Origin of the sequence: Actinomadura sp. J1-007, from assembly GCF_009793335.1 — a bacterium.
GTDB classification, from domain to species: domain Bacteria; phylum Actinomycetota; class Actinomycetes; order Streptosporangiales; family Streptosporangiaceae; genus Spirillospora; species Spirillospora yumaensis.
In genome coordinates, this window is sequence record NZ_WING01000001.1 from 1,684,430 (window position 1) to 1,697,866 (window position 13,437).

11 protein-coding genes and 3 pseudogenes are annotated in these 13,437 nt (G+C 73.9%); 8 read left to right on the forward strand and 6 right to left on the reverse strand.

What is annotated here, in order from left to right; genetic code table 11:
* The first annotated feature begins 63 nt into the window (after nt 1–63).
* Both GEV43_RS07585 and GEV43_RS54660 read left to right on the forward strand, forming a co-directional pair.
* Nucleotides 64–1,512, forward strand: coding sequence for a DNA recombination protein RmuC (locus tag GEV43_RS07585; RefSeq protein ID WP_160820067.1), 1,449 nt, complete (start codon nt 64–66; stop codon nt 1,510–1,512).
* A gap of 152 nt (nt 1,513–1,664) precedes the next feature.
* Nucleotides 1,665–1,925 (forward strand): annotated as a pseudogene (locus tag GEV43_RS54660) (DUF6542 domain-containing protein); the annotation flags it as partial.
* Nucleotides 1,926–2,195: 270 nt separating this feature from the next.
* Here GEV43_RS54660 and GEV43_RS07595 read toward each other — a convergent pair.
* Nucleotides 2,196–3,161 carry a 4-hydroxy-3-methylbut-2-enyl diphosphate reductase gene (locus GEV43_RS07595; RefSeq protein ID WP_160820069.1) on the reverse strand — a complete coding sequence of 322 codons (966 nt, stop codon included), beginning with the start codon at nt 3,159–3,161 and terminating at the stop codon, nt 2,196–2,198.
* Between the two features lie 247 nt (nt 3,162–3,408).
* Between GEV43_RS07595 and GEV43_RS07600 the strand changes: the two genes are divergently transcribed.
* Nucleotides 3,409–4,251 (forward strand): hypothetical protein, encoded by an 843-nt coding sequence (locus GEV43_RS07600; RefSeq protein ID WP_160820070.1) that lies wholly within the window; start codon nt 3,409–3,411, stop codon nt 4,249–4,251.
* Nucleotides 4,252–4,457: 206 nt separating this feature from the next.
* Here the strand turns inward: GEV43_RS07600 and GEV43_RS07605 are convergent, their stop codons facing one another.
* Both GEV43_RS07605 and GEV43_RS07610 read right to left on the reverse strand, forming a co-directional pair.
* Nucleotides 4,458–5,687, reverse strand: coding sequence for an MFS transporter (locus GEV43_RS07605; protein ID WP_160820071.1), 1,230 nt, complete (start codon nt 5,685–5,687; stop codon nt 4,458–4,460).
* A 12-nt stretch (nt 5,688–5,699) separates the two neighbouring features.
* Nucleotides 5,700–6,140, reverse strand: a complete 441-nt coding sequence (locus tag GEV43_RS07610) for a MarR family winged helix-turn-helix transcriptional regulator (RefSeq protein ID WP_160820072.1) — start codon at nt 6,138–6,140, stop codon at nt 5,700–5,702.
* Nucleotides 6,141–6,299: 159 nt separating this feature from the next.
* On the opposite strand from GEV43_RS07610, the pseudogene xseA reads away from it, so the two are divergent.
* Both xseA and GEV43_RS07620 read left to right on the forward strand, forming a co-directional pair.
* Nucleotides 6,300–7,522, forward strand: a pseudogene (gene xseA / locus GEV43_RS07615) (exodeoxyribonuclease VII large subunit).
* Between the two features lie 24 nt (nt 7,523–7,546).
* Nucleotides 7,547–7,753 (forward strand): exodeoxyribonuclease VII small subunit, encoded by a 207-nt coding sequence (locus tag GEV43_RS07620; RefSeq protein ID WP_160824375.1) that lies wholly within the window; start codon nt 7,547–7,549, stop codon nt 7,751–7,753.
* A 68-nt stretch (nt 7,754–7,821) separates the two neighbouring features.
* On the opposite strand, the pseudogene GEV43_RS55895 reads toward GEV43_RS07620, so the two are convergent.
* Both GEV43_RS55895 and GEV43_RS07630 read right to left on the reverse strand, forming a co-directional pair.
* Nucleotides 7,822–8,414: pseudogene (locus GEV43_RS55895) on the reverse strand (DUF4245 domain-containing protein).
* Nucleotides 8,415–8,724: 310 nt separating this feature from the next.
* On the reverse strand, nt 8,725–9,387 hold the full coding sequence (locus GEV43_RS07630; RefSeq protein WP_160820073.1) for a TetR/AcrR family transcriptional regulator: 663 nt from the start codon (nt 9,385–9,387) through the stop codon (nt 8,725–8,727).
* A gap of 181 nt (nt 9,388–9,568) precedes the next feature.
* Here GEV43_RS07630 and glpX point away from each other — a divergent pair, with 181 nt between their 5' ends.
* Nucleotides 9,569–10,603 (forward strand): class II fructose-bisphosphatase, encoded by a 1,035-nt coding sequence (gene glpX, locus GEV43_RS07635; protein ID WP_160820074.1) that lies wholly within the window; start codon nt 9,569–9,571, stop codon nt 10,601–10,603.
* A gap of 333 nt (nt 10,604–10,936) precedes the next feature.
* On the opposite strand, the gene GEV43_RS07640 is transcribed toward glpX, so the two are convergent.
* A complete protein-coding gene (locus GEV43_RS07640) occupies nt 10,937–11,554 on the reverse strand; it encodes a DUF1707 domain-containing protein (RefSeq protein ID WP_160820075.1) in 618 nt (205 codons plus the stop codon).
* A gap of 83 nt (nt 11,555–11,637) precedes the next feature.
* Between GEV43_RS07640 and GEV43_RS07645 the strand changes: the two genes are divergently transcribed.
* Nucleotides 11,638–12,609 carry an ABC transporter ATP-binding protein gene (locus GEV43_RS07645; RefSeq protein WP_160820076.1) on the forward strand — a complete coding sequence of 324 codons (972 nt, stop codon included), beginning with the start codon at nt 11,638–11,640 and terminating at the stop codon, nt 12,607–12,609.
* Nucleotides 12,606–13,433, forward strand: a complete 828-nt coding sequence (locus tag GEV43_RS07650) for an ABC transporter permease (RefSeq protein ID WP_160820077.1) — start codon at nt 12,606–12,608, stop codon at nt 13,431–13,433. The genes GEV43_RS07645 and GEV43_RS07650 overlap by 4 nt, the downstream gene beginning before the upstream one ends.
* The last annotated feature ends 4 nt before the right edge of the window (nt 13,434–13,437 follow it).

A 13,437-nucleotide genomic window follows, 5' to 3' on the forward strand; every position in this document is an offset into this window, starting at 1 on the left:
GGGTCCGGGCGGTGTCCCGGCGCGTCGCACCGGCGCTCCCCCGTCCGCTGTCACGATGAACGGATGGACCTCGCGCTGTTCGCCGGCCTCCTCGTCGGGGCGGCCTTCGGCGTGGTCGTCGGCTACGCGCTCGCCACGTCCCGCCAGGGCACGCTGATCGCCCGCGCCAAGGCGGCCGAGGAGAAGCTCGCCTACGCCGAGGAGCGGATGGCCGAGCACTTCGAGAACCTCTCGGCGAAGGCCCTGGACGCCAGCAACCAGCGGTTCCTGGAGCTGGCCGACGCCCGGCTGAAGACCGCGGGCGCCGAGGCCGCCGGGGAGCTCCAGCGCCGCGAGCAGGCCGTCGAGCACCTCGTCGCGCCCCTCCGCGAGACCCTCGCCAAGGTCGAGGAGCAGCTCCGCGAGGTCGAGACGGGCCGCCGCGAGTCCCACGCGATGCTGGCCAAGCAGGTCGACTTCGTCCGGCAGAGCTCCGAGCAGCTCCGCGGCGAGACGCGCGGGCTGGTCCGCGCCCTGCAACGCCCCGAGGCCCGGGGCCGCTGGGGCGAGCTCCAGCTCCGCCGCGTGGTCGAGCTGGCCGGGATGACCCACCACTGCGACTTCGAGGAGCAGGCGAGCGCCCCCGGCGAGAACGGGACCGTACGGCCCGACATGGTCGTCCGGCTCGTCGGCGGCAAGAGCATCGTCGTCGACTCCAAGGTGTCGCTGGCCGCCTACCTGGAGGCCGCGGAGACCGGCGACCCGGTACGGCTCGACGCGCACGCCCGCCACCTGCGCGACCACGTGGACCGGCTCGCCGCGAAGTCGTACTGGCAGGCGTTCAGCCCGGCGCCGGAGTTCGTCGTGCTGTTCATCCCGGGCGAGGCGTTCCTCGCGCCCGCCCTCGACCGCGACCCGTCCCTGCTGGAGTACGCGATGCGGCGCCGGGTGCACATCGCGACGCCCACCACGCTGATCACGATGCTCCGCACCGCGTCGTACGCCTGGCAGCAGGCGGCGCTGTCCCGCAACGCCCGCGCGGTGTTCGAGCTCGGCAAGGAGCTGTACGAGCGGCTCGGCACCATGGGCCGCCACGTCGACGAGCTCGGCCGCTCCCTCACCGGCGCGATCAAGTCGTACAACCGCACCGTCGGCTCGCTGGAGACGCGCGTGCTCGTCAGCGCCCGCAAGCTGAACGAGCTCGGCGTCGTGGAGGCGTCCCTCGACGGCCCCGAACCGGTCGAGGAGAGCCCCCGGGCCCTGTCGGCGGCCGAGCTGACCGCCCACGAGGAGGGCGGCAGCGACGCTCCGTACGGCCCGTACGGCCCCGCACAGCCGCGCGCCTTCGCCCAGCCGCACGAGCCCGCCGAGCCGTACGAGCCCGCCGAGCCGGCCGACGACGACCGCCCCGTTCCGGATGACCGGGCGGACACGGCCCGGACGCGCCCGCCGACCGCACCGCCCTCGGAACCGGTAGGTTTCGGCGGACGGGCCATCCCTGATCAGGTTGATCGGACGGAGAGGTGGCAATGAGTACATCGTCGGTACGCGACGCGCCCGGCGGCGCCTCGCCGTCCCCAGGGGGTCCAGTGCGAGGTCAGCGCGCAGCTTCCACGCCCCGGCAGCGCCCGTCCGCCCCGGCCGCCCGCCAGGCCGCCCTGACCGGGCGCGGCGGCGTCGTGGTGATGTTCGGCGCGGCGCTGCTCGGCGGGCTGACGGCGCGCTGGTTCGGGGTGGACGTGCTCGCCGGCGCGGGCTTCACCGCCGGCTGCGTCCTCGCCGCGCTCGCCACCCGGCCCGCCGACCTGCTCACCCTCGCCGTGAGCCCGCCGCTGGTGTTCCTCGTGGCGACGGCCCTCGCCGTGCTCGCCACGAGCGCCGGGGACGGGTCGCTGCTGACCAGCGTCTCCGTCGGCGTGCTCGCCGCGCTCTCCACCACCGCGCCGTGGCTGTTCCTCGGCACGATCCTGGTGCTGGCCATCACCGCGCCGCGCGGCCTCGTCGCCAACGCGCGGGAGCTGCGCGGCAAGCTGGTCGGCAGCCGCCTGTTCGAGCAGGAGGAGAACGAGAACCCCGTCCGCTGGGACGAGTCGCCCGCCCGCGAACGGCCCCGCCTCCCCACGGCGAGGTCGACTGACCCGCCGCCCCCGGGAGGCCCACCGGACGCGGCCTCGCGGCACCCGCGGCATCCGCGCCGGGCGCGGTCGAAGGGCGGGTCAGACCGGGGTGATGCGGAGGTCCTTGCGGAGCTCGTGCGGCAGGGCGAAGCGCATCTTCTCCTGCACCGACTCGATCTCCCGGACGTCGCCGTAGCCGCGTTCGGCGAGCCAGGCGAGGACGCCCTGGACGAGCTCGTCCGGGACGGACGCGCCGCTGGTGACGCCGACCGTGGTGACGCCCTCCAGCCAGGCCGGGTCGATCTGGTCGGCGTAGTCCACCAGGTGGGCGTCGTCCGCGCCGTGCTCCTTGGCGACCTCGACCAGGCGGACGGAGTTGGAGGAGTTGGTGGAGCCGACCACGATGACCAGATCGGACTCGGCGGCCATCTCCTTCACGGCCACCTGCCGGTTCTGGGTGGCGTAGCAGATGTCGTCGGACGGCGGGTCCATCAGCTTCGGGAAGCGCTCGCGGAGCTTGTCGACCGTCGCGATCGTCTCGTCCACCGAGAGGGTGGTCTGGGAGAGCCAGGCGACCTTCTCGGGGTCGCGGACCTCGACGTTGGCGACGTCGCCGGGCCCGTCGACCAGGTGGATGTGGTCGGGGGCCTCGCCGCTCGTGCCGATGACCTCCTCGTGGCCCTCGTGCCCGATCAGCAGGATGTCGTAGTCCTGCGCGGCGAACCGCACGGCCTCCTTGTGCACCTTGGTGACCAGCGGGCACGTGGCGTCGATGGTGCGCAGCCCGCGGCCCTCGGCCTCGGCGTGCACGGCCGGCGCGACGCCGTGCGCGGAGAACACCACGATGGCGCCTTCGGGGACCTCCTCGGTCTCGTCCACGAAGACCGCGCCGCGCTCCTCCAGCGTCCTGACCACGTGCACGTTGTGGACGATCTGCTTGCGCACGTAGACCGGCGCCCCGTACTTCTCCAGGGCGATCTCGACCGTCTCGACGGCGCGGTCGACGCCGGCGCAGTAACCACGCGGCTTGGCGAGCAGGACACGGCGCTGGCTGTTGGAGGTCATGCCCCCCATCGTACGAGCCGCCCCGCCCGTGCCGTACGACCGCCGGGCCGGCGGGGCGGGGCCCGACATGCCCGGCCCGCCAGGGCACAAAGCTCTGGTGAAGCCCGCTCTGTGACCCACTCCACGCGGCTTTTGGACAGAAATCCATTAACCCGGGGTGACCGGTATCGCACCCATGCGGCAAAGTGATGATTGACAGACGGTGCCGTATCGACCCAGTCCGGCGTCCCGGACGGCAGGGAGATGGATGACGATGACGAGATCGCCGCGCCGCCTCAAGCAGCAGGTGCAGGACACGGTGGGCGAACAGGTCCGCGACCTCCCTCTGCACGCCGTCCGGCTGGCCATGTTCGGCGTCGGCCGCGCCCTGCTGCTGAGCGATCGGGTGACCAAGGACTACAAGGAGATCACCGAGGGCGGCGGCGTCCGCCCGGTGATCGGGCGGCTGCGCGGCGACGTGCAGCACACCGCCGAGAAGGTGGTGGGACGCGTCGTGGAACGGGTCCGAGGCGGCGAGGAGGCCGAGCCCGAGCCCGAGCCGCGCGCGAGGGCCGCCCGGCCTCCGGCGAGGCCGAAGGCCGGCTCGGAGATCTCGGTGGGCAAGCCCGCCGCCGAGCCCGCTCCGGAGCCGAAGCCCGCGTCCCGGCCCGCTCCGAAGGCCGCGCAGGCCAAGCCGGACCCGAAGGCCGAGGCCAAGCCGGACGTCAAGCCCGCCGCCGCGCCCGAGCCCGAGGCCAAGCCCGAGGCCAAGCCCGAAGCCAAGCCCGCCGCCGAGCCGAAGGCCGAGCGGAAGCCCGCGCCCGAGCGGAAGCCCGCGCCGAAGCCGGACGCCGAGTCCGCCGAGAAGGCGGCGTTCGAGCCGAAGCCCGAGGTGAAGCCCGCCGCGCCCGCCGAGGCCGAGAAGGTGGCGGCCGACCTGCCGGTGCCGGACTACGACGAGGCCACGCTGCCGCAGCTCCGCGCCCGGCTCCGCGGCCTGTCCGCCGACCAGGTCAAGCTGCTGCGCGAGTACGAGCGCAAGCACGCGGCCCGCGCCGACGTCCTGCGCATGTACGAGAACCGGATCGCCAAGCTGAACGGCCTCCACTGACCGGCGCCGGGCGACCGGCGAGGCCCTCGAACGCCCGCCTGACAGCACGTTCGAGCCCCTGACGGCCGTCCGGCCCCGAGGTCGGCGACCGTTCGCCCCTGGCGCCAGGGCGGACGGCGGCGAGACGCGGAACGGCCCCTCCGGGACCCGCAAGGGTTCCCGGAGGGGCCGTTCTCTTTCCGGGGGACGGTCCAGAACGAGCGGGGTCAGGTCTGGGCCGGGAGCGGGGCGTCCTCGAAGGCGTGGTCGATGTCGACGCGCTCCAGGGGCGCCAGGTGGCGGCGGCGCGCCACGAGGATGACGATGGCGACCGCGCAGCTCGCCGCGCCGACGTAGTACGGCAGGCCGTCGTTCACGTGCTCGGCCATCTTGGTGGCGAAGAACGGGGCGAGCGCGCCGCCGAGCCAGCGCACGAAGTTGTAGCCCGCCGAGGCGACCGGCCGCGGGTTGTCGGAGACCTCCATGGCGGCCTCGGTGAACGCGGTGTTGTTCATGCCGATCGGGATGCCCGACAGGATCGTGCAGACGATGATCCCCTGGTGCCCGAAGACGGCGAGGCCGAGCTGGAACAGCACCAGCAGGACGAGCGCCGCGTGCATGACCCGGACCGTTCCGTAGCGGCGCTGGAGCACGGGCGCCGCGAACACCGACGACAGCGCGACCAGCACGCCCCAGCCGAAGAAGACGAACCCGATGCCGTACGCGTCCATGCCCAGGATGAACGGGGTGAACGCGAGGATCGTGAAGAACGCGTAGTTGTAGAACAGCGCGGTGAACGCGGTGGTGGCGAGCCCGCCGTGCCCGAGCGCGCGGATCGGGGCGCTCAGCCGGGTCTTCTCGGCGGGCCTCGGGCCGGCCTTCAGCAGCGTCGTGATCAGCAGGAAGCCGACCGCCATGAGGATCGCGGTGCCGAAGAAGGGGTAGCGCCAGTTCATGTCGCCGAGGACGGCGCCGACGAGCGGGCCGAGCGAGATGCCGAGGCCGAGCGCCGCCTCGTACAGGATGATGGCCGACTCGGCGCCGCCGGTGGCCGCGCCGACGATCACGGCGAGCGCGGTGGCGACGAACAGCGCGTTGCCGAGGCCCCAGCCGGCGCGGAAGCCGACGAGCTGGCCCACGCCGTCGGAGGTGCCGGCGAGGCCGGCGAACAGCACGACCAGGGCGAGGCCGATCAGCAGGGTCCGCTTGCCGCCGATCCGGCTGGACACCCAGCCGGTGATCAGCATCGCCACGGCGGTGATCAGGAAGTAGCTGGTGAACAGCAGCGAGACCTGGCTCGGCGAGGCGTCGAGGTTCTTGGCGATGGCGGGCAGGATGGGGTCCACGAGCCCGATGCCCATGAAGGCGACGACCGCGGCGAAGGCGGTGGCCCAGACCGACATGGGCTGTCGCAGGATGCCGCCGCCCTTCGGGGTGTCCGCGGGCTGTGCGTGCATGTGACCTTCCTCTCAGGGGTTTCCGGGAGCGGCGAAGAGCTTGCCGAGGGCGGGCAGGGCGGCGGCGACGGCCGCGCGCTCCGCCTCGCTGAGGACCGCGAGCCGTTCGGCCAGGAACTCCAGGCGCCGCTCGCGCCCGGAGCGCAGCCGCTCGTCCCCCTCCGCGGTGAGCCCGACGGTCACGACCCGGGCGTCCGAGACGTCCCGGCCGCGGGTGACGAGCCCGTCGCGTTCGAGCCGGTTGATCTGGGCGGTCATCGTGGGCAGGCGCACGCCGTGCTCGGCGGCCAGCCCGGTCATCCGGCGGGGACCGTCCCGCAGGGAGCCGAGCACCGAGAGCTGCTGGCTGGTGATCGGCTGGTCGGCGTTGACCCGGCGCAGCATCAGCACCACGTCGCGCAGGCGCCCGTTGAGCTGCTCGGCCAGCGCGCGGTTCGACTCGGTCACGGTCATCTCCTCGAACTACTTAGCCAGTCTAAGTTAGGTGAGCTAACTATTCAAGTGCCGCTCCGGAGCGACCGGCCTTCCGCCCGCCGGTCCCCGGCCCCTGGGCCGTGCGGCTTCGGCCGGGGATGGCGACCGTACCGCCGCCGCGCCCGTAGGCTGCGGGACATGGCGATGGACACCACGGCGGAATCGCCCGTTCCCGTGCGGACCGTCCTCCAGGCGGTGGGCGGCTGGATCGGCCGCCTCGGCCGGATCTGGGTCGAGGGGCAGATCACCGACCTCAACGCGCGCGGCGGCACCGTCTACATGACCCTGCGCGACCCGGTGGCCAACATGTCGGTACGCGTCGTCGGCCCGCGCGCCGTCGTCGAGGCCGCGGGCCCGGCCGTGACGGACGGCGCGCGCGTCGTGGTGCACGCCAAGCCCGACTTCTGGATCAACCGGGGCACGTTCTCGCTGAGCGCCCTGGAGGTCCGCCCGGTCGGCGTCGGCGAGCTGCTCGCCCGGCTCGAACGGCTCAAGCAGGTGCTCGCGGCCGAGGGGCTGTTCCGGCCCGAGCGCAAGAAGCCGCTGCCGTTCCTGCCCGGCAGGATCGGGCTGATCTGCGGGCGCGACTCCGACGCCGAGCACGACGTCCTCCAGAACGCCCGGCGCCGCTGGCCCGCCGTCGCGTTCCGCGTGGAGAACACGGCCGTGCAGGGCTCGTACGCCGTCGGCGAGGTCATGGAGGCGCTCCGCGCGCTCGACGCCGACCCCGAGATCGAGGTGATCGTGATCGCGCGGGCGGCGGCGCGATGGAGGACCTGCTGCCGTTCTCGGACGAGGCGCTGGTCCGCGCGGTGTCGGCCGCCCGCACCCCGGTCGTCAGCGCGATCGGGCACGAGCAGGACAGCCCGATCCTCGACCTGGTCGCCGACGTGCGCGCCTCCACCCCGACGGACGCGGCGAAGAAGGCCGTCCCGGACGTGCGCGAGCAGCTCCAGCTCGTCCGGCAGCTCCGCGACCGCGGGCGGCGCTGCCTGGCGGGCGGGCTGGAGCGCGAGCTGGCCTGGCTGAAGGCGGTGCGGTCCAGGCCCGCGCTGGCCGACCCGGTCCGGGAGGTCGAACGGCAGTCCGAGCAGGTCCTCGCCCTGCGCGACCGGACCCGGCGCTGCCTGTCCGGGGCGCTCGACCGGGCCGGGGACGAGCTGTCGCACACCCGCGCCCGCCTGCTGGCCCTCTCCCCCGCCGCGACGCTCGACCGCGGCTACGCGATCGTCCAGCGCGAGGACGGCTCGGTCCTGCGGGAGGCGGCGAAGGCCGACGAGGGCGAACGCCTCGTCCTGCGCCTGGCCGAGGGCCGCCTCGCCGTGACCGCGTCGGGTCCGGCGGAGTCCCAGGAGTCCTAAGGTAGGCGCGTGGCCGAAGAGAGAATGTCGTACGAGCAGGCACGCGACGAGCTGACCGACGTCGTCAAGCGGCTGGAGGCGGGCGGCCTCACCCTGGAGGAGTCGCTCGGCCTGTGGGAACGGGGCGAGAAGCTCGCCGCCGTCTGCGAGGAGTGGCTGGAGGGCGCCCGCGCCCGGCTGGCCGCCGCGATGGCCGCGCCCGAGACCGGCGAGGCCCCGGCGCCGTTCTAGGCGTCAGAGCCGAGCGCCTTCCCTGGGTGCCGCTCCGAGGTGCCGCTGCGGGGTGCCGCTGCGGGGTGTCAGGAACGCTGCGTCGCCGCGGGCGACGGGGCGAGCGACGCGTTCTGCTTCGGCTGCGGCTTGAGCGAGCCCGCCAGCACCGCCAGCTCCTCGAACGAGGCCGTACCGGTGACCACGAGGCTCACGCCGTCGGGCAGGGTGCGGGCGAGGGAGTTCTGCTTCTTGTCCTTGCGGTAGTACTTCGCCCAGGTGGTCCCGGCGACCTGCTGGGCGCCGATCGCGTTCTTGCTGTTGGTCATCCGGGGACGTACTTGGCCGCGGGCTCGTTGCTCTGCTCCAGCGCCGCGTACTCGTCGGCCGGCGTCACGAAGCCGAGGTGCCAGGCGACCGGCTGCCCGCCGCCTTCGAGGCCGTGCAGCCGCGAGCTGGTCGGCCGCCAGCCGGGCGCCAGCCCCTGCGGGGCGTGCACGGTGTACGGCGCGTCCTTCGACATCGCCCACAGCTGCGAGCCGTAGTCGACGGTCGGCAGGACCTCCTTGGTGCCGCGCGGCGTGATCGCCCAGATCGCCGCCACGATCAGCAGGCACGCCGCGATCGCGAGCGTGAACCCGCCGAGCCCGGTCGTCAGCCGCTTGTGGACGGCCGCGCTCACCGGGATCTCCGCCGGAGGCCCGCCCGCACGGGAGCCCGCGGGACCCGCCGGAGCCGCTGCGTCCGCCGTGTCCGCCGCTTCTGTCGCGTCCGCCGTGTCCGCGCTCTCGGGGAGGGCTCCGCCCCGGCCTCCGCGCTCGGCTCCGCGCCCTCCGTACGGGCCTCGGCCTGCGCTTGCGTACGGCCCTCGCCGCCGGCCTCCGCCTGGGCGCCGGGGCGGGACGCGGGCTCCGGGGTCCCGGCGGCCTCGGTCTCGGTCTCGGGCGCCGGGGAAGGGGTCTTGTCGGTCACCCTTCCAGGATCCCGCACGGTCAGGGCTGCTCCGTACCGGGGTGGGTGCGCGGGTTGCGGATCGTCCCGACGATGCCCATGATCTCGTCGGCGAGCCGGTGCGAGGCGGCGTCGTCGTCCATCAGCGACACCTCCGACACCGCGCCCGCCATCGCCCCGGTCAGAACGATCACGAGCGCCTCGTCCACGCCGCCGTCGGAGGTGTGGAACAGCGCGGCGTTGCGGCGGGCCCACTTGTTGAGGCGCTGCCGCATGACCCGGTCGAACCCGGGCGGGCCGTCGCCGGAGATGAACAGCCGGGCGACGTCGCGCTCGTCGAGGCAGCCGTTCAGGTAGGCGCCGGCGCCCGCGATGAACTGGCGCATCGGGTCGGTCTCGCCGGCCTCCCGCACCGCGTTGATCGCCTTGCGGGTGCGCTCCTGCTGGCGGCCCTGGAACTCCTCGAACAGCGTGAGGTACAGGTCGGCCTTGCCGTTGAAGTGGTGGTAGAGGCTGCCGACGCTCGCCCCGGCCTTGGCGACGATGTCGGTCACGGCGGCCTGCGCGAACCCGGCCTCGCAGAAGACGTCCCGCGCCGCTCCCAGCAACGCGCCGCGGGTGGCGGCCCCGCGGTCGGAGGTCCGGACGGGCCCACCCCCGCCCGAGGTGACCCCGCCGGACGAGACATCGATGTCGCTGCTCATGAGTGCTGAGATTACGCCCTCTTCCCCGGGGGAAACGATCCCTCGACCGTGTGGCCGGCAAATCCGTCCCCGGCCGGGAGCCGCCGCTCGCCGTTCCGTCCTCTGGTCTGGTCCAATTTGTGGCACGGTGCCCGGTCCCCGGAGAATCCGAGTCATCGACGACCGAAAGGGCTGCCCCGCCATGTCCGACGAAACCACCGTCTCGTCCCCGCTCGCGACCGAGCCCTCGGCGCCCGACCGCAACCTCGCGATGGAGCTGGTCAGGGTGACCGAGGCCGCCGCGATGGCCGCCGCCCGCTGGGTCGGCCGGGGCGACAAGAACGGCGCCGACGGCGCCGCCGTGAACGCCATGCGCCAACTGATCAACACCGTGTCGATGCGCGGCGTGGTCGTGATCGGCGAGGGCGAGAAGGACAACGCCCCGATGCTCTACAACGGCGAGGAGGTCGGGGACGGCGGCGGCGCGGAGTGCGACGTCGCGGTGGACCCGGTGGACGGCACCCGCCTCACCGCGCTCGGCATGAACAACGCGATCGCGGTCCTGTCGGTCGCGCCGCGCGGGTCGATGTTCGACCCGTCGGCGGTGTTCTACATGGAGAAGCTCGTCACCGGCCCCGAGGCCGCGGACGTGGTCGACATCGAGCGGCCGATCGCCGACAACATCAACGCGATCGCCCGCGCCAAGGGCTCGTCCCCGCACGACGTGACCGTGGTGATCCTGGACCGGCCCCGGCACGAGGGGATCGTCAAGGAGGTCCGCGAGGCGGGCGCGCGGATCAAGTTCATCCTGGACGGCGACGTGGCCGGCGCGATCATGGCGGCCCGCGAGGGCACCGGCGTCGACCTGCTGCTCGGCATCGGCGGGACGCCCGAGGGCATCATCGCGGCCTGCGCGATCAAGGCGCTCGGCGGGGTGATCCAGGGCCGGCTGTGGCCGCAGGACGACGCCGAGCGGCGCAAGGCGGTCGACGCGGGCCACGAACTCGGCCGGGTGCTGACGACCGACGACCTGGTGACGTCCGACGACGTGTTCTTCGCCGCGACCGGGATCACCGACGGCGAGCTGGTGGACGGCGTCCGCTACAAGAAGGGCACCGCGTTCACGCACTCGCTGGTCATGCGGTCGCGCAGCGGCACCATCCGCAACGTGTCGAGCGAACACCAGCTCAACAAGCTGCGCGCGTACAGCGCGATCAACTTCGACACCGCCGTCTGACCCGCCCGCCCCCCCGCCGCCCCGCCCCCGGCGGGACCCGCCGGGTCCGGCCGGGCGTACATGACCGGGCGAGCTTGCACGGCCGGGCGTGCGTAGCCGGGCGGCGTGACCGGCCAGGCGGGCGCGTCCGGGCGGGCTTGCATGGCCGGGCGTGCGTGACCGGGCGTGCGTGACCGGGCGTGCGTGACCGGGCGGGCTTGCATGGCCGGGCGGGCGTGACCGGGCGGGCGCGGCCAAGCGGACGCGGCCAGGCGGCGTGACCGGCAGGCGGGCGTGACTGGGTCGGCGGGACCGGGTGGGCGGGGCGGACGTCGGGGTAGCGCGGGGGCGGGGTCAGGTTCGGTCGCGGCCGAGGCGTCCGCGGACGCGCTGGCGCAGCGTGCGCTTGGGGGCGCGGGCCCGTACCGAGCCGAAGACCATCGTGCCGCCGATCTCGATCGTCGGGCCCTCGGCGGCGGGCCTGGTGCGCACCTCGCGGGTGCTGAGGATCGTGCGGCCCGTCACGTCCACCCGTACGCCGTCTGGGACGAGCAGCCTGATCCGGCCGCCGAGCACCAGCGCGTCGAGCACGATGTGGCGGCGTTGCAGGACGGCCTCGCGCAGGTCGAGCTCGACCGTGCCGAACAGCGCCACGAGCGGCAGCTTCACCGGGACGACCCACCGGCCGTCGCGGCGCGTCCGGCCGAACACGACCGAGACGGGCCGGTCGTCCACCAGGATCGGCTGGGCCTCCTCGGGGCTGAGGTCGCCGGTGAGGCCGGTCAGCTCGCCGAGGGTGCGGGCGGCGTAGGCGCGGGTGGTCCGCTCGTCGTGCTCCTGGGCGCTCAGCCGGCCGTCCGCGAGGGCCTCGCCGAGCACGGCCACGACCCGTTCGCGGTCGGCGTCGGAGGCGCGCAGGTCGCGGACGCGGGTCGCCTGTTCGGCGGGACGGCGGGGGCCGGGCGTTTGCACCCCCACAGGTTAGCGTCCGGCACCCGGCGGAACGCCGGAAAAATCCGTGGGGTCCGGACGGGTCCGCAGCCTACGGTGACGGGATGACGGCACAACGCCAGCAAGCCGTGTCAGCGTCCGCGTCCGCCGAACCCGCCGGCCCGGAGGCGCCCCCGGCGGTCAGCCTGCGCGGGGTCGTCAAGCGCTTCGGCGGCTTCACCGCCGTGGACGGCCTCGACCTGGACGTCCCGGCGGGCACCTGCCTCGGGCTGCTGGGCCCGAACGGTGCAGGGAAGTCGACCACCATGAAGCTGCTGACCGCGCAGGCCATCGCGGACGAGGGCGAGATCACCGTGCTGGGGTTCGCGGTGCCGCGCGAGTCGAAGCGGGCGCGGGCCGCGATGGGGGTCGTCCCCCAGCAGGACAACCTGGACGAGGAGCTGACCGCCCGCGAGAACCTGGAGGTCTTCGCCCACCTCTACCGCGTCCCGCGCCGGGCCAGGCGGGAGGCGGTGGACGACGCGCTCGCCCTCGCGCACCTGACCGGGCGGCGGCTCACCAAGGTGGACGACCTGTCGGGCGGGATGCGGCGGCGGCTGCTGATCGCGCGCGGGCTCGTGCACCGCCCGGCCCTCGTCCTGCTGGACGAGCCGACGGTCGGCCTCGACCCGCAGGTCCGCGCGGAGCTGTGGGGGCTGATCGACGGCCTGCGCTCGCGCGGCACGACCGTGCTGATGTCGACGCACTACATCGAGGAGGCCGAACGGCTCGCCGACGGCTGCGCGCTGATGTCGCACGGCCGGGTCGTCGCGCGCGGCGGCCCCGCCGAGCTGGTCGCCGAGCACGCGGGCGAACGGGTCGTCGAGCACTACGGTCCGCCGGACCGGCTGGAGGCGGTCGAGCGGATCGCGCGCGCCGCCGGGCTGCCGACGCGCCGTACGGGTCCGTCGGTGTCGGTGCTGAAGGCCGAGACGATCCCGCCGTCGCTGGCGGACGAGCTGGGCCCGGACGGGGTGCGGCGCGCGGCGAGCCTGGAGGACGTCTTCGTCGTGCTGACCGGGGAGCGGGTCGAATGAACGCGGCGGAAGGCGCGGGCGCCGCCCCGCCCCCGCGGCCCGCGCCGCCCGCGCGGCTGCGGCGGTTCGAGATGGCGCCGGTGCGCGGGATCTGGCGGCACGAGCTGGCCCTCTACAAGCGCTACTGGAAGTCGCAGTCGTTCGCCTCGATGGTGGAGCCGACGTTCTTCCTGCTGGCGTTCGGCTACGGGTTCGGGTCGATGGTCGCGGCGATCGGCGACTACCGCTACCTGGACTTCGTGGCGACCGGCGTGGTGGGGACGGCGGCGCTGTTCACCTCGGTGTTCCCCGGCATGTTCAACGGCTACATCCGGCGGGTCTTCCAGCACACCTACGACGCGATGCTGGCCGCGCCGGTGGACGTGCACGAGCTGGTCACGGCCGAGGCGCTGTGGATCGCGGCGAAGTCGGCGGTGTACTCCTGCACGCCGCTGGTGGTGGCGATGTTCTTCGGCCTGGCCCCGGCGCCGGGGATGCTGCTGGTGCCGTTCGTCGTGTTCTTCACGGCGCTCGGGTTCGGGCTGCTCGGGATGTGGACCTCGTCGGTCGTGCCGTCGATCAACTCGTTCGACTACGTGATCACCGGGGTGGTGACGCCGCTGTTCCTGATCGCCGGTACGTTCTTCCCGGTCGGGTCGCTGCCGCGCTGGGCGCAGTACGCCGGGTGGTGCAACCCGCTGTTCCACTGCGTGGAGCTGGTGAGGCACGCGGTCTTCGGGCTGCGGCCCCTCGCCGACCTCGGGCACCTGGCCGCGCTCTGGGCGTTCGCCGGGCTGGCGTGGGCGATCGCGGTACGCGGCATGCGCCGCCGCCTCATCGACTGAGGCG